The 17157-nt window shown below is 73.7% G+C and carries 13 protein-coding genes; 10 read left to right on the top strand and 3 right to left on the bottom strand.

Annotated elements, in window-relative coordinates; genetic code table 11:
- Positions 1–283: 283 nt before the first annotated feature.
- Positions 284–1993 (top strand): proline--tRNA ligase, encoded by a 1710-nt coding sequence (locus ACFWZH_RS38370; protein ID WP_384442798.1) that lies wholly within the window; start codon positions 284–286, stop codon positions 1991–1993.
- A 75-nt stretch (positions 1994–2068) separates the two neighbouring features.
- Here the strand turns inward: ACFWZH_RS38370 and ACFWZH_RS38365 are convergent, their stop codons facing one another.
- From ACFWZH_RS38365 to ACFWZH_RS38355, 3 genes are all read right to left on the bottom strand, one after another.
- Positions 2069–2980, bottom strand: a complete 912-nt coding sequence (locus ACFWZH_RS38365) for an aminoglycoside phosphotransferase family protein (RefSeq protein WP_384442796.1) — start codon at positions 2978–2980, stop codon at positions 2069–2071.
- A gap of 119 nt (positions 2981–3099) precedes the next feature.
- Positions 3100–3630, bottom strand: coding sequence for a ferritin-like domain-containing protein (locus ACFWZH_RS38360; protein WP_384442793.1), 531 nt, complete (start codon positions 3628–3630; stop codon positions 3100–3102).
- A gap of 58 nt (positions 3631–3688) precedes the next feature.
- Positions 3689–4234: a hypothetical protein gene (locus ACFWZH_RS38355; protein ID WP_384442790.1), complete on the bottom strand. Its 546-nt coding sequence runs from the start codon at positions 4232–4234 to the stop codon at positions 3689–3691.
- A gap of 118 nt (positions 4235–4352) precedes the next feature.
- On the opposite strand from ACFWZH_RS38355, the gene rimP reads away from it, so the two are divergent.
- From rimP to ACFWZH_RS38310, 9 genes are all read left to right on the top strand, one after another.
- Positions 4353–4904, top strand: a complete 552-nt coding sequence (rimP, locus tag ACFWZH_RS38350) for a ribosome maturation factor RimP (protein ID WP_384442787.1) — start codon at positions 4353–4355, stop codon at positions 4902–4904.
- Between the two features lie 2 nt (positions 4905–4906).
- Complete coding sequence (gene nusA, locus ACFWZH_RS38345; RefSeq protein WP_384442784.1) at positions 4907–5899, top strand: transcription termination factor NusA; 993 nt, start codon at positions 4907–4909, stop codon at positions 5897–5899.
- A gap of 139 nt (positions 5900–6038) precedes the next feature.
- A complete protein-coding gene (locus ACFWZH_RS38340) occupies positions 6039–6317 on the top strand; it encodes a YlxR family protein (RefSeq protein ID WP_384442781.1) in 279 nt (92 codons plus the stop codon).
- Positions 6318–6493: 176 nt separating this feature from the next.
- Positions 6494–9580 carry a translation initiation factor IF-2 gene (infB, locus tag ACFWZH_RS38335; RefSeq protein ID WP_384442778.1) on the top strand — a complete coding sequence of 1029 codons (3087 nt, stop codon included), beginning with the start codon at positions 6494–6496 and terminating at the stop codon, positions 9578–9580.
- A gap of 178 nt (positions 9581–9758) precedes the next feature.
- Entirely contained in the window at positions 9759–10052 is a 294-nt protein-coding gene (locus ACFWZH_RS38330; protein WP_362834049.1) for a DUF503 domain-containing protein, read from the top strand.
- Between the two features lie 66 nt (positions 10053–10118).
- Positions 10119–10583: a 30S ribosome-binding factor RbfA gene (rbfA, locus tag ACFWZH_RS38325; RefSeq protein ID WP_384442775.1), complete on the top strand. Its 465-nt coding sequence runs from the start codon at positions 10119–10121 to the stop codon at positions 10581–10583.
- Positions 10580–11509: a tRNA pseudouridine(55) synthase TruB gene (gene truB / locus ACFWZH_RS38320; RefSeq protein ID WP_384442772.1), complete on the top strand. Its 930-nt coding sequence runs from the start codon at positions 10580–10582 to the stop codon at positions 11507–11509. The genes rbfA and truB overlap by 4 nt, the downstream gene beginning before the upstream one ends.
- Before the next feature lie 232 nt (positions 11510–11741).
- Positions 11742–15401, top strand: coding sequence for a hypothetical protein (locus tag ACFWZH_RS38315; protein ID WP_384442769.1), 3660 nt, complete (start codon positions 11742–11744; stop codon positions 15399–15401).
- Positions 15402–15572: 171 nt separating this feature from the next.
- On the top strand, positions 15573–16529 hold the full coding sequence (locus ACFWZH_RS38310; RefSeq protein ID WP_384442766.1) for a bifunctional riboflavin kinase/FAD synthetase: 957 nt from the start codon (positions 15573–15575) through the stop codon (positions 16527–16529).
- The last annotated feature ends 628 nt before the right edge of the window (positions 16530–17157 follow it).

Below are 17157 nucleotides of genomic sequence, written 5' to 3'. Positions count from 1 at the left end.
CCACCCACCCACGGGAGGGGACAGACCGTAGGACGAAGTCCGTAGGGCTGTCACCGCACCCGACAACACCACGCCCGCCGCAGGCGCAACGGCGACAAGCCCCCACGGCGGGAAAGCCGACAACGTGGGCCGCAGCAAAGCGCAGCGAAAGGGCGCACAACCCCCACGGCGGGAAAGCCGACAACGTGGGAAGCCGGCCCAGCGCAGCGGTATGCATTTCCGCGCGGCACACCCCTACAGCTAACCTCCAGGGAGTCACCTTTCTTACGCAGGAGAAACTCCCATGGCCAACGCCGCACAGGTCCAGCGCATGTCCCGCTTGATGATCAAGACACTGCGCGACGACCCGGCCGACGCCGAGACCGCCAGCCACAAGCTGCTCGTCCGCGCCGGGTACGTCCGCCGCTCCTCCGCCGGCATCTGGACGTGGCTGCCGCTGGGCATGAAGGTCCTGGAGAACGTCTCCCGCGTCGTGCGCGAGGAGATGGACGCGATCGGCGGCCAGGAGGTCCTGCTGCCGGCCCTGCTGCCGAAGGAGCCCTACGAGATCAGCGGCCGCTGGGAGGAGTACGGCGACCTGCTCTTCCGCCTTAAGGACCGCAAGGGCGCCGACTACCTCCTCGGCCCCACCCACGAGGAGATCTTCACCCTCACGGTCAAGGACCAGTGCACGTCCTACAAGGACCTGCCGGTGATCCTCTACCAGATCCAGATCAAGTACCGCGACGAGGCCCGTCCCCGCTCCGGTGTGCTGCGCGGCCGCGAGTTCCACATGAAGGACTCGTACAGCTTCGACACCACCGACGAGGGCCTGGAGCAGTCCTACGCGCTGCACCGCCAGGCCTACCAGAAGATCTTCGAGCGCCTCGGCCTCGACTACCGCATCGTCTCCGCGGTCTCCGGCGCGATGGGCGGCTCCGCCTCGGAGGAGTTCCTGGCGCCCGCCGCGGCCGGTGAGGACACCTTCGTCGACTGTCCGTCCTGCGACTACGCCGCCAACACCGAGGCCGTGACGGTCAAGGTCGCCCCGGCCGACGGCTCGGGCCACGGCCCCGTCGAGGAGCTGGACACCCCCGACACCCCGACCATCGAGACGCTCGCCGAGTTCCTCGGCGTACCGGCCTCCGCGACGCTGAAGAACCTGCTGGTCAAGGTCGACGGCGAGATCGTCGCGGTGGGCGTCCCCGGCGACCGCGAGGTCGACATGGGCAAGCTCGGCGAGCACCTCGCCCCGGCCACCGTCGAGCTGGTCACCGCCGAGGACTTCGTGGACCACCCCGAACTGGTCCGCGGCTACGTCGGCCCGCAGGGCCTGGCCGGCAAGGCGTTCAAGTACGTCGCCGACCCCCGCATCGCCCCCGGCACGGCCTGGGTCACCGGCGCCAACAAGGAGGGCAAGCACGCCCGCAACGTCGTCGTGGGCCGTGACTTCGAGGTCGACGAGTACCTCGACGTGGTCGTCGTCGAGCCCGGCGACCCCTGCCCGAAGTGCGGCGCCGGCCTGCGCATCGACCGTGCCATCGAGATCGGGCACATCTTCCAGCTCGGCCGCAAGTACGCGGACGCCTTCGAACTCGACGTCCTCGGCCAGAACGGCAAGCCGGCGCGGGTCACCATGGGCTCCTACGGCATCGGGGTCTCCCGCGCGGTGGCCGCGCTGGCCGAGCAGACCCATGACGACAAGGGCCTGTGCTGGCCGCGCGAGGTCGCGCCGGCCGATGTCCACGTCGTCGCGGCGGGCAAGGCCAAGCAGACCGAGCTCGCGCTGGAGGTCGGCGAGCGGCTCGGCGCCGCGGGCCTGCGGGTGCTGGTCGACGACCGCCCGGGCGTCTCGCCGGGCGTGAAGTTCACCGACGCCGAGCTGCTGGGCGTGCCGACCATCGTGGTCGCCGGTCGCCGCGCCGGCGAGGGCGTCGTCGAGGTCAAGGACCGCCGCACCGGCGAGCGCGAGGAGCTGACGGTCGAGGAGGCCGTCGCCCGGCTCGGCGCCTGACGCCGCGTGACCAACGGGCCGGCCGGGGAGCTCACCCCGGCCGGCCCGTTCGTCTGCCCCGCTCTCGCCCGCGCCCTACAGCCAGGCGGCGAACTCCAGCAGCAGTTCGCCCCGCCGGCGGTCGCCCACCGCGGCCTCCCGCACGCCCGCGTCCACCGCGCGGTACAGCGTCCAGTGGCGCAACCGCTCCCGGTCCACCTCCAGGGAGTCGGCCAGCTTGGCGACCCGGCGGCGGACCGCGGCGGCCGCGCCGGAGCCGGCCATCACGTCCTCGAAGCGGTCCAGCACCAGCGCCGCCAGGTCGTAGGCCCGCTCGCCCACCACCGGGTCGGGGCCGATCGCCAGCCACGGCGCCCGCTCACCGGCGAGCACCTTGCCCTGCCGGAACGCGCCGTGCAGGAGGAACCGTTCGTCGGAGCCGGCCGGCAGGGTGCGCCCGAGTTCCTGTGCCTCCTCGACCAGCGGACCGGCCGACCGGGTGAGCGCCCCGGCCGTGCGCAGCGCCTCCGCCGCCTCCTCGGCACGGCCGGCGAGCGTCTCGAAGGGGTGGTCGGTCCCGGGCGCCACCCACAGGCGGCGGACGGTGCCGGCCGCCTCCAGCAGCGCCTTGGCCTCGGGCAGCGAGCGCAGCGAGACCGCGCTCTGCAGCCGCTCCAGCAGCAGTGCGCCGCTCTCCTCGTCGGACCGCAGCAGGCGTACGGCGCCCCAGCCGTCCCATATCTCCAGTGCGGCCGCCTCGTGCGCGGACCGCCGGCCCGGCACCGGGAACTTCAGCGCCGCGGGGGTGCCGTCCTGCTGCCGTACGAGCGCCAGGAGGCTGCCGCGGCCACCGGGGGCGTGCACCCGTTCCAGCGTCAGCTCCCAGGCGTCCAGCCGCTGCTGAACCAGCGTCGGCAGGGTCCGCAGCCACTGCTGTGCGGGGCTGTCCGGATCGCCGCTCAGCGAACTCACCAACCGCTGCGGCGGTTCGATGGGTGCCGTTGCCATGCTTGAGCTGTCCCTTCATCGGGGCGATCGCAGCGTGCCGCGACGGCCCCGCACGTCGTCCTGGCTGCGGGCCTGTCCGAGGGGTCAGGGTCGGAAAGGGACCTCAGACCGCCGGTCGTTCACAGTGCGCCCGCGGAGGCGCTCGCGGAGCCGGACGGAGCCGCGGCCGCGGCCCGCTCCACGAGCCCAGGGAAGGCTACGCCGCCGCCCCGCCAGCGCACCGACCGCACCGCCGCCTCGCGCAGTGCGGCGGCCGCCTCCCGGCGCCTGGCCCGGCCGCCGGCCCGGACCAGATCCGCGTAGACGGCGGCCAGCCGGTCCTCCAGCTCCGCCGCCAGCCGGACCGCGGCGGCCGCGTCGGGCACCGGGAAGGGCAGCGCGTAGGCGGCGGCCGCGGCGCGCGGCGTGCCGCCCAGTTCGCGCACCTGGCGGTGGAGTGCGTCCCGGCGCGCCCGATGGGCGTCGTACGCCGCCAGGGCCTCCTTGCGCCGGTCGGCGGTGATCCGGCCGCCGACCACGCCGTAGCCGTAGACCGCCGCGTGCTCGGCGGCCAGCGCCGCCTGCACGGCCGTCAGCTCCCGCTCGTCGCGCTCGTCCCGTTCGTCGTCGTCCCGGTGTTCCGGTCTGCCGCGCCCCGCTGCCGTGTTCATGCGTACGCCCCTTCGCTGGTCACTGTCCGTGGTGCCGGTGCCGTCGTGCCGAAGTCCGTCATCCGGCCGGGTCCGTCAGCAGGTAGGCGTGGGCCGCGCCGGACGCGGCCACCGAGGCCAGCAGCCGGGCCAGCTCGGGCGGTGCGGCGAGCAGGTCCTTGGTCCGCGCGTCGGCGAGCCTGCGCTCCGCATCGGCGAGCGCGCCGCGCGCGGCCTTCTCGTCCTCGGGCACCGAGGGCGCGGCGACCTCGTGTGCCGGGCCCCGGGAGGGCGCGGCGCTGGGGGAGGGGGCGGCGTCGTCGTCGGTGAACGCCCGGGCGTGCCGGCCCACTTCGGAGCGCAGCGGGCGCAGCCGCTCCTCCAGCGCGGGGTGCGCGGTGAGCGTCGCGTCGTAGCGCGCGAGCAGCGCCGCGCTGTCGCGGGCGGAGCGCTCGCGCAGCCGGTCGGCGGCCGAGGAGTGCTCGGCACGGTCGGGGCCGTCGTCCTCGGCGCAGCCGGTCAGCAGCGCGGCGCCCCCGAGGGCGGCGCCGGCCAGCAGGGTCCATCTCCGCGTGAGCGCCACTTTCGGCACGTTGCACTTCCCGGGGTCTTCCGTCGTGATCACCGCAGGCGAGAGTATCCGTGACGACCCACCGAATCGTCAGTACCCCGCCGGAACCGATAGGCTTTGACCCGACACGCGACCCACCCACAACAGCACACGCGGCCGAGGAGTCACCCGGATGAGCACGACCCAGAGCGAGAGGCTGCGCGGATTGCTTGAACCGCTCGTCGCCGCGCGAGACCTGGATCTGGAAGAGATCGAGGTGACACCGGCAGGCAAGCGGCGGGTGCTGAGGATCGTGGTCGATTCCGACGAGGGCGTCCAGCTGGACGAGTGCGCCGAGCTCAGCCGCGAGGTCTCCCAGGTCCTGGACGACTCCGACGCGATGGGCGGCGCGCCGTACACCCTTGAGGTCACCTCACCGGGCGCCGACCGGCCGCTGACCGAGCTGCGGCACTACCGCCGCGCCGTCGGCCGCCTGATCAAGGCCCAACTGACCGACGCGGCAGGGGCCGGGGAGCTGGTGGCCCGGATCATCGCCGTGGACGATGAGGGACTCGACCTCGAGGTGCCGGGGGTCAAGGGACGCAAGCCCACCGCCCGCCGGGTCTCCTTCGACGAGATCGCCAAGGCGCGCGTGGAACTGGAATTCAGCCGCAAGTCCGAGAAGGCCGACAAGCGCGACGTGCAGCACGACGAGAAGATCGACGAGAACAAGGAGGAGGCGTAGCCGTGGATATCGACATGAGTGCCCTGCGGGGTCTGGTGCGGGAGAAGGAGATCTCGTTCGACCTGCTGGTCGAGGCGATCGAGTCGGCCCTCCTCATCGCGTACCACCGCACCGAGGGCAGCCGCCGGCGGGCGCGGGTGGAGCTGGACCGCAGCACCGGCCATGTGACGGTGTGGGCGAAGGAGGATCCGGAGGACCTGGAGGAGGGTGCCGAGCCGCGCGAGTTCGACGACACCCCCTCGGGCTTCGGGCGGATCGCGGCGACCACCGCCAAGCAGGTCATCCTGCAGCGCCTGCGGGACGCCGAGGAGGAGATCACCTTCGGCGAGTACGCTGGACGGGAGGGCGATGTCGTCACCGGCGTCGTCCAGCAGGGCAAGGACCCCAAGAACGTCCTGGTCGACATCGGCCGCCTGGAGGCCATCCTGCCGGTGCAGGAGCAGGTCCCCGGCGAGGACTACGCACACGGCACCCGGCTGCGGTCGTACGTCGTCCGGGTGGTCAAGGGAGTGCGCGGGCCGTCCGTCACGCTCTCGCGCACGCACCCCAATCTGGTGAAGAAGCTCTTCGCCATGGAGGTGCCGGAGATCGCGGACGGTTCGGTGGAGATCGCCGCCATCGCCCGCGAGGCCGGACACCGCACGAAGATCGCCGTTCGGTCCACCCGTTCGGGCCTCAACGCCAAGGGCGCGTGCATCGGGCCGATGGGCGGGCGGGTGCGCGCCGTGATGGCCGAGCTCCACGGCGAGAAGATCGACATCGTGGACTGGTCGGACGACCCGGCCGAGCTGGTCGCCAACGCGCTGTCGCCGGCCCGGGTCAGCAAGGTCGAGGTCGTGGACCTGGCGGCGCGTTCCGCCCGGGTCACCGTCCCCGACTACCAGCTGTCACTGGCCATCGGCAAGGAAGGGCAGAACGCCCGGCTCGCCGCCCGGCTGACCGGCTGGCGGATCGACATCCGTCCGGACACCGAGCAGCACGCACCGCAGCACTGACATCACCTGCGGTAGCCGGCCCGCGCCGCGGCCCTCCGGGAAAATCGGTGGTGTCGCGGCGCTCGGCCGGGAATTCTGAGCAGCGGTCCGTCCTTTACCCCATAGGGGTCGGGTCGGCGCGGGGAGGTAGACTTAAGCAGTGTCTGGCCGGACGCATGCCCGCGCATGCCCTGAGCGCACATGTCTGGGATGCCGGGAGCGAGCGGCCAAGGGCGATCTGCTGCGCATCGTGCAGATCGAGGGTGAGTGTGCCCCCGATCCTCGCGGTACGCTGCCCGGCCGGGGTGCTTACGTGCACCCGACACTGGTCTGCCTCGACCTGGCGGTTCGCCGCCGGGCGTTCCCCCGGGCCTTTCGGGGCCGGGGACCGTTCGACACGACGGATCTGCGTCGGTTCCTCGAACGGGGCGCCGGTTGAAGCCGCCATTGCATAACGCACAGCAAGAAACGCACAGCGCACGGAAAACCGTGCGGTCAGGTACCTCGCGAGTCGGAAGTAGGTCGAGATTGCGATGAGCACTCGATGAGTACGCGATGAGTACGCCCATGAAGTAGCGACGGTCCGGTGGACACCCCGGACCTAGAAGGAGCGAAGTGGCTAAGGTCCGGGTATACGAACTCGCCAAGGAGTTCGGCGTTGAGAGCAAGGTCGTCATGGCCAAGCTCCAAGAACTTGGTGAATTCGTCCGTTCGGCGTCCTCGACGATCGAGGCGCCGGTTGTTCGCAAGTTGACCGACGCTTTCCAGGCAGGCAGCGGCAGTGGCCGCTCCGCCGGTAAGCCCGCGGCGCCGCGCAAGTCGGCCCCCGCGAAGCCGTCGGCGCCCTCTCCGGCGCAGGCGGCACGTCCTGCTGCCCCGAAGCCGGGCGCCCCCAAGCCGGGCCCCGCGGCTCCGGCCCCCGCCGTCTCCGAGGCGGCACCGGCCCCCGCGGCCCCCAAGAGCACTCCCGCCGCCGGCCCCACCCCGGGCCCGCGCCCCACCCCGGCGCGCCCCGCGGCACCCAAGCCCGCTCCGGCCGCCCCCGCGCAGCCCGAGTTCCAGGCTCCGCCGTCCGCTCCGGCCGCTCCGGCCGCCGGTGCGTCGGCTCCCCGCCCGGGTACCCCCGGCCCGCGTCCGGCCCGTCCGGCGCCCGGTCAGGGTGGTCAGGGCCGTGGCAACGCTCCGCGCCCCGGCGCCGAGCGCCCCGCCCCGCGTCCCGGCGGACGTCCGTCCGGACCCCGTCCGGGCAACAACCCCTTCACCTCCAGCGGCTCCACGGGCATGGCCCGTCCGCAGGCCCCCCGTCCCGGTGGCGCCCCGCGTCCCGGTGGCCAGGGCGGCCCCGGCGGCCCGCGTCCGCAGGGCGGCGGCCAGGGTGGTCCCCGTCCCCAGGGCCAGGGCGGCGCGCGTCCGACCCCCGGTGGCATGCCCCGTCCGCAGGGTGCGGCTCCCGGCGGTGGCGCCGGCCCGCGTCCCGGCGGCGGTAACCGCCCGAACCCGGGCATGATGCCGCAGCGTCCGGCTGCCGGCCCGCGTCCGGGCCCCGGTGGCGGCGGTCGCGGTCCCGGCGGCGCCGGTCGTCCCGGTGGCGGCGGTCGTCCCGGTGGCGGCGGCTTCGCCGGCCGTCCCGGTGGTGGTGGCGGCGGTCGTCCCGGCGGTGCCGGCGGCGGTTTCGCCGGTCGTCCCGGTGGCGGCGGTCCCGGTGGCGGCGGTGGCTTCGGCGGCGGTCGTCCCGGCTTCGCCGGTCGTCCCGGCGGCCCCGGTGGCCGTGGTGGCACGCAGGGTGCGTTCGGCCGTCCCGGCGGTCCGGCGCGTCGTGGCCGCAAGTCGAAGCGGCAGCGCCGTCAGGAGTACGAGGCCATGCAGGCCCCGTCGGTCGGCGGCATCATGCTGCCGCGCGGCAACGGTGCGACGGTTCGCCTGTCGCGCGGTGCCTCGCTGACGGACTTCGCCGAGAAGATCAACGCCAACCCGGCGTCGCTGGTCCAGGTCATGCTGAACCTGGGCGAGATGGTCACCGCGACCCAGTCGGTCTCCGACGAGACGCTGCAGCTGCTCGCCGACGAGATGAACTACGTCGTCGAGATCGTCAGCCCGGAGGAGGAGGACCGCGAGCTGCTCGAGTCCTTCGACATCGAGTTCGGCGAGAACGAGGGCGGCGAGGAGATGCTCGTCTCCCGTCCGCCGGTGGTGACCGTCATGGGTCACGTCGACCACGGTAAGACCCGACTGCTCGACGCCATCCGCAAGACGAACGTCATCGCGGGCGAGGCCGGCGGCATCACCCAGCACATCGGTGCCTACCAGGTCGCGACCGAGGTCAACGACGAAGAGCGGCGCATCACCTTCATCGACACCCCCGGTCACGAGGCGTTCACCGCCATGCGTGCCCGTGGTGCCAAGTCGACCGACATCGCGATCCTCGTGGTGGCGGCCAACGACGGTGTCATGCCGCAGACGATCGAGGCCCTCAACCACGCCAAGGCGGCCGACGTGCCGATCGTGGTCGCGGTCAACAAGATCGACGTCGAGGGCGCCGACCCGACCAAGGTGCGCGGTCAGCTGACCGAGTACGGCCTGGTGGCCGAGGAGTACGGCGGCGACACCATGTTCGTCGACATCTCCGCCAAGCAGGGGCTCAACATCGACTCGCTGCTGGAGGCCGTGGTCCTGACCGCGGACGCCGCGCTCGACCTGCGGGCCAACGCCGAGCAGGACGCGCAGGGTCTCGCGATCGAGGCGCACCTCGACCGCGGTCGCGGCGCCGTGGCCACCGTCCTTGTCCAGCGCGGCACGCTGCGCGTGGGTGACACGATGGTCGCCGGCGACGCCTACGGCCGAGTCCGCGCGATGTTCGACGACAAGGGCAACAACGTCGAGGAAGCGGGTCCCTCGACCCCCGTCCTGGTCCTGGGTCTGACCAACGTCCCGGGCGCCGGCGACAACTTCCTGGTCGTCGACGAGGACCGTACGGCCCGTCAGATCGCCGAGAAGCGTGCCGCCCGCGAGCGCAACGCGGCCTTCGCCAAGCGCACGCGCCGTGTCTCGCTGGAGGACCTGGACAAGGTGCTCAAGGCCGGCGAGGTCCAGCAGCTCAACCTCATCATCAAGGGTGACGCTTCTGGTTCCGTCGAGGCCCTGGAGTCCTCCCTGCTCCAGCTCGACGTCGGCGAAGAGGTCGACATCCGGGTGCTGCACCGCGGCGTCGGTGCGGTCACCGAGACGGACATCAACCTGGCGTCCGGCTCCGACGCGATCGTCATCGGCTTCAACGTGCGGGCCGAGGGCCGCGCCACGCAGATGGCCGAGCGCGAGGGCGTCGACGTCCGGTACTACTCGGTCATCTACCAGGCGATCGAGGAGATCGAGGCGGCCCTCAAGGGCATGCTCAAGCCGGAGTACGAGGAGGTCGAGCTCGGTACGGCCGAGATCCGCGAGATCTTCCGCTCGTCCAAGCTCGGCAACATCGCGGGTGTGCTCATCCGCTCCGGCGAGGTCAAGCGCAACACCAAGGCGCGCCTCATCCGCGACGGCAAGGTGGTCGCGGAGGACCTCAACATCCAGGGTCTGCGTCGCTTCAAGGACGACGTCACCGAGATCCGCGAAGGCTTCGAGGGCGGTATCAACCTCGGAAACTTCAACGACATCAAGGTCGACGACGTCATCGCGACCTACGAGATGCGCGAGAAGCCGCGCGGCTGATCACGCGGATGGCAGTCCGTGCGTAGCACGGTCCACCCGGGGTGGTGGTCGGGCGACGGGCGGGCGTTTGGGGCCGGTCGGCGGAGCGTAAACTCCGTCGATCGGCCCCGGCCGTTGCGTGTACGGTTCGAAATGACACGTACACCTAAGGCCCCACGGGTGGCTTGACCCGTCTTGCATGTACGTAGGGACACTGTCCTTCGACCTGCTTCTCGGCGACGTACGGTCGCTCAAGGAGAAGCGCTCCGTCGTCCGCCCGATCGTCGCCGAGCTGCACCGCAAGTACGCGGTGAGCGTGGCGGAGGTAGGGGACCAGGATCTGCACCGCAGGGCGACGATCGGCCTGGCGGTGGTCTCTGGGGACGCCGGGCATCTCACCGATGTCATGGACCGCTGTGAGCGCCTGGTCGCCGCACGGCCCGAAGTGGAGCTGCTGTCGGTACGCCGGCGGTTGCACGGCGATGACGACTGACCCGATGGCAGGGCACGTCGCCGCCGGTGGAAGCACAATTGTGAAAGACAAGAAGGAGACGGACCAGTGGCCGACAATGCGCGGGCGAAGAAGCTGGCGGACCTCATCCGGGAGGTGGTCGCCCAGAAGCTGCAGCGCGGAATCAAGGACCCGCGGCTCGGTTCGCACGTGACCATCACGGACACCCGGGTCACCGGCGACCTGCGGGAGGCTACGGTCTTCTACACGGTCTACGGCGACGACGAGGACCGCGCCAGCGCCGCCGCCGGACTGGAGAGCGCCAAGGGCATCCTGCGCTCCGCGGTCGGCGCCGCGGCCGGTACGAAGTTCACGCCGACCCTGGCGTTCGTGGCGGACGCCCTGCCGGAGAACGCCAAGACGATCGAGGACCTGCTCGACAAGGCGCGGGCCTCGGACGCCAAGGTGCGCGAGGTCTCCTCGGGTGCCCAGTACGCCGGCGGGGCCGACCCGTACCGCAAGCCGGGCGAAGACGCTGACGAGGCAGACGACGAGGGCACCGCGGCAGAATGAAGCGTGAGAGCAACAAGCCGGGCGGTCTTGTCATCGTCGACAAGCCGGCCGGCTTCACTTCGCACGACGTCGTGGCGAAGATGCGCGGTATGGCCCGCACCCGCCGGGTCGGGCATGCCGGCACCCTCGACCCGATGGCCACCGGCGTCCTCGTCCTGGGCCTGGAGCGGGCCACCAAGCTGCTCGGGCACCTCGCGCTGACGGAGAAGGAGTACGTCGGCACGATCCGGCTGGGCCAGACCACGGTCACCGATGACGCCGAGGGCGAGATCACGGCGTCGAAGGCGGCGCACGGCATCGCCCGCGACGACATCGACGCCGGGGTCGCCCGGCTGTCCGGCGCGATCATGCAGGTCCCGTCGAAGGTCAGCGCCATCAAGATCGACGGCAAGCGGTCCTACTCGCGGGTCCGCGACGGCGAGGACGTGGAGATCCCGGCCCGTCCGGTGACGGTCTCCTCGTTCGTGGTGCACTCCGCGCACGAGACCGAGGCCGACGACGGCACCCCGGTGACCGATCTGCTGGTCTCCGTCGAGTGCTCCTCCGGCACCTACATCCGCGCCCTCGCCCGCGACCTGGGCGCCGGGCTCGGCGTCGGCGGGCATCTGACCGCGCTGCGCCGCACCCGGGTCGGCCCGTACAAGCTGGACCGGGCGCGCACCCTGGAGCAGTTGCAGGCCGCGGTGGACGACCCCGAGGGCGGCGGGCTGCCGATCATGCCGCTCGGCGAGGCCGCCGACGCGGCGTTCACCCGCTGGAACGTCACCGAGCCGCAGGCCCGGCTGCTCCTGAACGGCGCGCGGATCGCCATGCCCCGTTTCGAGGGCGACGGCCCCATCGCGGCCTTCGGGCCGGACGGGCGGTTCCTGGCGCTGGTGGAGAACCAGGGCGGCAAGGCCAAGAGCCTGGCGGTGTTCGCCCTCTAGCCCGGGGATGGTGGTGGAACGCGGGCCGTCCGGACACACACGGAGCACCGGTCCGCGCTCCACCATCCCCCTCCGCTTGATCTCTATCCAGGGCGTCCGGCCCATTCACTCATTCGGTCAGGCGCTCGGAGTGAATCAAGGCGCGGACGGGGGCGCGTTCACAGCGCGCCCTGCCGAGACGATCACCGCCTGCCTACCGTCGGGGTACGGGACCGGGCAGGAGGAATCGGCAATGGCGTTGCTGGCCGCCGATGCGGACATGGCACTGGTACGCATCCGCGATCTGGCAGGTCGGACGCGCGGTACGGGGTTCCTCGCGGACCACGACGGCACGGTCGTCACCAGCCACGAGGCGGTGGACGGGGCACAGCGGCTGCTGCTGCAGCCCATGATGTACTCCACCGCCACGGCCACCGGCACCGCCGGACGGGCCCGCCCGGTGGAGCCCGGCGACATCACCTCCCTGCCGGAGACCGGCCTCGCCCTCGTACGGACCGAAGGCTTCCGGCAGCACCGCCTCGCGCCGCTGCCCATCGCCACCCGCCACCCGGCCGCGGGCACCCGCGCACGGCTCTGGGCGGGCGGCTGGCTGGACGGCACGGTCGTGGGACCCGGCGAGGGGGTGGCGTACACCGCCGCGGACCGGGTCCATCTCCTCGACGGCACCCTGGAGTTGGGCCTGTGCGCGGGCGGCCGGGAGGCGCTGCGGCTGGGCGGCCCGGCGGTCGGCGGGCCGGTGCTGGACGCCCGCACCGGCGTCGTCCTGGGCGTACTGGGCACCGCGCTGCACAGCGGGCGCCGGGCGGACGGTTTCGCGATCGGGCTGCGCGCGGTCGCCGAGGCCGCGCCCGAGGGGGCGCTCGCCGCGCTGCTGGCCCGCAACGCGGCGACCGTTCCCGCGTACGGCGACGAGCTGAACCCGGCCGGCGCGCTGCGGCTCGCGGGGGTCTGCACGGACTCGGCAGAGCGGCCGCGACAGTGGCGCGAACCGGTGGAACGGCCCGACGTGCGGGACGAGTTCGCGTACTTCCTCAACGGCGACAAGGCCGCCGGGGCGCGGGTGCTGGCGCTGGTGGGGGACCCGGGGACCGGGCGGAGCACGGAGCTGGCCCGGCTCGCCGCCCGCCGCGCGGCGGGCCCGGAGGCGGCCCCGACCGTCCGGCTGCGCGGCGCGGAGCTGCGGGCCGACGACGACGGCGTACGCGACGCGGTGGCGCGGGCGCTGCGCTGCGCCGGCCGGACCCTGGCCGCCTCGGGCCGTACGGCCGGCGACCCGGCGGACACCACCCCCGACGCGCTCGCCCACCTGGCGGCCGCGTCCGGCCGCCCGCTGCTGGTGCTCCTCGACGGGCCGGAGGAGATGCCGCCGTCGTTGGCGCAGCACGAGCGGCTGGCCGCGTGGACCGCCGCGACGGCCGACTGGCTGCGCACGGCCGGTGTGCGGCTGGTCATCGCCTGCCGCCCCGAGCACTGGGAGCGGGCCGGTGCGCTCTTCCCGCCCGGTCTGCTGCACCAGCCGCGCCATCCGGTGCCCGCGCTGCCCGCCTGCGCGGGGATCGGCGACCTCCCCAGGCAGGCGGCGGAGCGCGCCCGCGGCCTCTACGGGCTGCCGCCCGGCGCACCCGCCGCGCCGGACGCCCGGCACCCGCTGGCCCTGCGGCTGCTCGCGGAGGTCCAGGCCGCGCTCCCCAAGGGCGACGCGGCCGGGCCGGCCGCCGTCGGCGCGCCCGACCGGCACCAGATCTTCGACGCCTATCTGGACCTGGTGTGCCTGCGGATCGCCGTACGGATCGCGGCCGGGCACCGGCCCGCGCCGCGCGGCACCGCCGTGCGCCGCCTGGCCGCCCAGGTCGCCGGCCAGGTGCACGAGGCGGCCCGGCGCTGCCTCGGCTCCGGGCCGGGCGCGCTGGAGCCGGCGTGCTTCGAGGAGATCTTCCCCCGGGAGCCGGGCTGGGCCGCGGCGGTGCTGGCAGAGGGGCTGCTGGTCCCGGCCGGCCCCGGATACCGCTTCGCCCACGAGGAGTTCGCGGAGTGGCTGCAGGGCGCCCACGCCGACGTCGATCTGCTGCCCGTCCCCGGCGGGCACCGCATCGGACCGGCCGTGGAGGCCCTGCTGCTGCTCGCCCGGCGCCGGGGAACGGTACAACTCGCCTTTCGGCTGGCGGAGTTGGTGCGGATCGCCACCGCCCCCCAACCGGTCGCCGGGCAGGCCGCGGACGGCCGCCGGTGGGCCGCCCAGGTCCTGGCCGGCGCACTGCTCCGGGCGCCCGACGCCACGCCGTACACCGGTGTGCTGCGGCTGCTCGCCGACCGGATCACCGAACGGTCCCTGAGGGCGGGCGGCTTCGACGGTACGGGCCTGACGGCGTTCAGCCCGTGGTTCTGGGCCCGGCTGGTGCTGGCGGAGGAGGACCGGATGGATCTGCTGCGCCGTCTGCTCCCGGCCGACGGGCCACCGGCCGGGGCGGGCCGGCCGGCAGGCGCCTGCCCGCCCGCCGGCCACCACCCCTTCGCACAGCCGCCGCGGGTGCGTGTCCACCCGGCCCCAGGGGAGACCGCCGAGGAGGCACCGCCCGAGGAGCCCGCCGACCCGCGGCCGGCGCGCTTCCTCGACGCCGCGGCCGACCTGCTGCGCGCACACCCCCGGCGCATCCAGCCCCTGCTGTGCGCCTGGTTCGACGACACCCGCCCGCTGCCCCGCCCCGGCGCGGCGGCGACGGGCCGGGACCGTCCCGTACGCGCCGTTCCCCGGGAGATCACCGTCGCCGTGGCCGCCCAGGCCCTGTTGCACACCCACCGCCGGGGGGCGCTCGACGGGCTGCTGGAGGCGCTGGTGGCGGCCGCGCATCCCAAGGGCGACGAACTGCTGGACGCGCTCGCCGAGGACGAGCCCTCGGCGCTGTGCCGGGCCGTCGGCCGCTGGGCGCACGACCAGCGCCCCGAGCGCCGGCTCGCCGCCGTGTCCTACGGGCTGCGGGTGGCCCCGTACGCCACCGCCGAGGCCGACCGCGCGATGCTGCGCCAGGCCGCCCTGCGCCTGCTGTCCCGAGCCGCCGACGAGGCCCACCACGGCTCCGCGCTCGCCCTGCTGGTGGGCGACCCGGTGACCCGCCCGTGGTTCCTGGACCGGGCGCTGGCCCGTTTCGTCGCGGGCGATCCGCAGCTGCCGCCGACGGCCTTCACCGGCGCCCTCGCCGACCGCCCCGAAACGGTGCTGGCCGCCTTCCGCGCCCGGCTGGTCGACGGAGCGGGCCCGCCGGTGGCGGCGGCGCTGCTGCGGATGCTGGCCGGCCTCGACGAGCCGGAGCTCGCCGGCCGCGCCGCCGCCCTGGTCCGCGCCTACGCCGGTCAGTGCCCGGACCGCGCCGCGCAGCCGGTCGCCGCCTTCGTCGCCCTCCGGCTCGAACGCGGACCGGCCGCCCGCGCCGCGCTCGGCCCGCTCGCCGTGGAGCTGCTGACCGGCCACCCCGCGCCGGTCCGCTGCGCACTCGCCGCCGTCCTGGCCGAGCCGGGCTCCCCGGACTCCGCCCCGCTGCGTCGGGACCTGCTGGAGGTGCTGCTGGCGCGGGAGGCGTCGGGCGCCGCCGCGGGCGCCGGGCGCGCGGAGGACGAGCCGGACACCCGCGTACTGGAGGCGCTGCTGCGGGCGGCCGCCGAGGGCGCGGAGCGACGGCCGGAGGCCCGCACCCGGGAGCTGGTGCACCGCACCGGGACGCTGCTGGTCCGTACGCCGGAGGGGGCGGCCCGCTTCGAGCGGCATCTGGTGGAGCTGGGGCGCCGGGTGCCCGGCTTCGCACGGCGGGTCCGGCACTGGGTCGCGGCCGAGCCGGGGGAGTGGGCCGAGGTGGTGGGGCCGGGCGCCCGGGCGACGCTCGCGGCGGCGCCCGGCTGACCGGCCACCCGGCGGCAACCGGAACACCATGGTCCGGTACGCCCGGTCCGGGGAACGACCGCTGGGCCACCCTTCGCACGAAGCACCACCCGCGGCATGGCAGTCTTAGACCTGCGCCATGCCGACATGGCGCACAGGACTGACCGAGAGTTCGGGCGAGGAGCGGGCACAGTGCAGCGCTGGCGTGGCTTGGAGGACATCCCCGAGGGCTGGGGGCGCAGCGTCGTCACCATCGGCTCGTACGACGGAGTGCACCGCGGCCACCAATTGATCATCGGGAAGGCCGTCGAGCGGGCCCGCGAGCTGGGGATCCCGGCGGTGGTCGTCACCTTCGACCCGCACCCGAGCGAGGTCGTGCGGCCCGGCACCCACCCGCCGCTGCTCGCGCCGCACCACCGGCGCGCGGAGCTGATGGCCGACCTGGGCGTGGACGCGGTGCTGGTGCTGCCGTTCACCAAGGAGTTCTCGAAGCTGGCGCCCGCCGACTTCGTGGCCAAGGTGCTGGTCGACAAGCTGCATGCGCAGATCGTCGTCGAGGGCCCCAACTTCCGCTTCGGGCACAAGGCGACCGGCAACGTCGACACCCTCGCCGAACTCGGCACCACCTACGACTACACGGTGGAGGTCATCGACCTCTACGAGAGCGGCGCGGCGGGCGGCGGCAAGCCGTTCTCCTCCACGCTCGCCCGCGGGCTGGTCGCCGAGGGCGACGTGGCCGGTGCGACGGAGGTTCTGGGGCGGCCGCACCGCGTCGAGGGCGTCGTCGTGCGCGGCGCCCAGCGCGGCCGTGAACTGGGCTTCCCCACCGCCAACGTGGAGACCCTGCCGCACACCGCGATCCCGGCCGACGGCGTCTACGCGGGCCTGCTGCAGGTCGAGGGCGAGGCGATGCCGGCGGCCGTCTCGGTGGGCACCAACCCGCAGTTCGACGGCAAGGAGCGCACGGTCGAGGCGTACGCCATCGACCGCGTCGGCCTGGACCTGTACGGGCTGCACGTCGGGGTGGACTTCCTCGCCTACATCCGCGGCCAGGAGAAGTTCGACACGCTCGACGCCCTGCTGGAGCGGATGGCGGTCGATGTGAAGCTGGCCCGGGGGCTGATCGCGGCGGCGGTGGCGGTGGACTGAGGGGCCGCTGGGCCGCGGACGGGGCCGCCGGGCCACGGGGCCACTGGGCCGCCGAGCCACCGACGCCCCTGGCCGGGAGTTCTCTTGCCGTGAGTTCTCTTTCCGGGGGTTCCCTTGCCGGGGGCTCTACCCGGGGGCTCTACCCGGGGGTTCTCCACCCGGGGGTTCTCTGCCCGGGGGGCTTTGCCTCGTGCGTTCTTTTGCCGCTCCGCGCGTTCTTTCCCCGGCGGGTTCTTTTCCTCAGCGCGCTATTTTCCGCGCGTTATCTTTTTTCCCCTCCGCCCACCCCCCTTACAGGGGGGTGGGCGGGTGTAGTGGTGCGGTTGCGGTGCGGTCGAGGTGCGGTCGTGGTGTGGTTGCGGTCGGTCGCGCGCCCGAAGCCCGGTGCCCCGCTCGCTCGCGTGGTGCCAACTCGGCCGGTTCCAGGCGGAGTTCGGCCGACACCGGTTCGCTCGTTCGGCGTATGCCGGGGTACGGCGTATGACGTGGTGTGACGCGGCGCGGGATCGGACGCAATGCGGGATCTGCCACGATGCGGGATCTGACTCGACGCGGGATCTGACGCGATACGGCATCTGACGCGATACGGGGCGGGCCGTTGCTGCTGCCAGTGGGCCGGCGGCTGGGC

The sequence above is a fragment of the Streptomyces sp. NPDC059008 genome (assembly GCF_042749045.1).
Taxonomy (GTDB): Bacteria; Actinomycetota; Actinomycetes; order Streptomycetales; family Streptomycetaceae; genus Streptomyces.
Note: the sequence above shows the minus strand (reverse complement) of the source record. Positions and strands in the feature narration are given on the sequence as shown.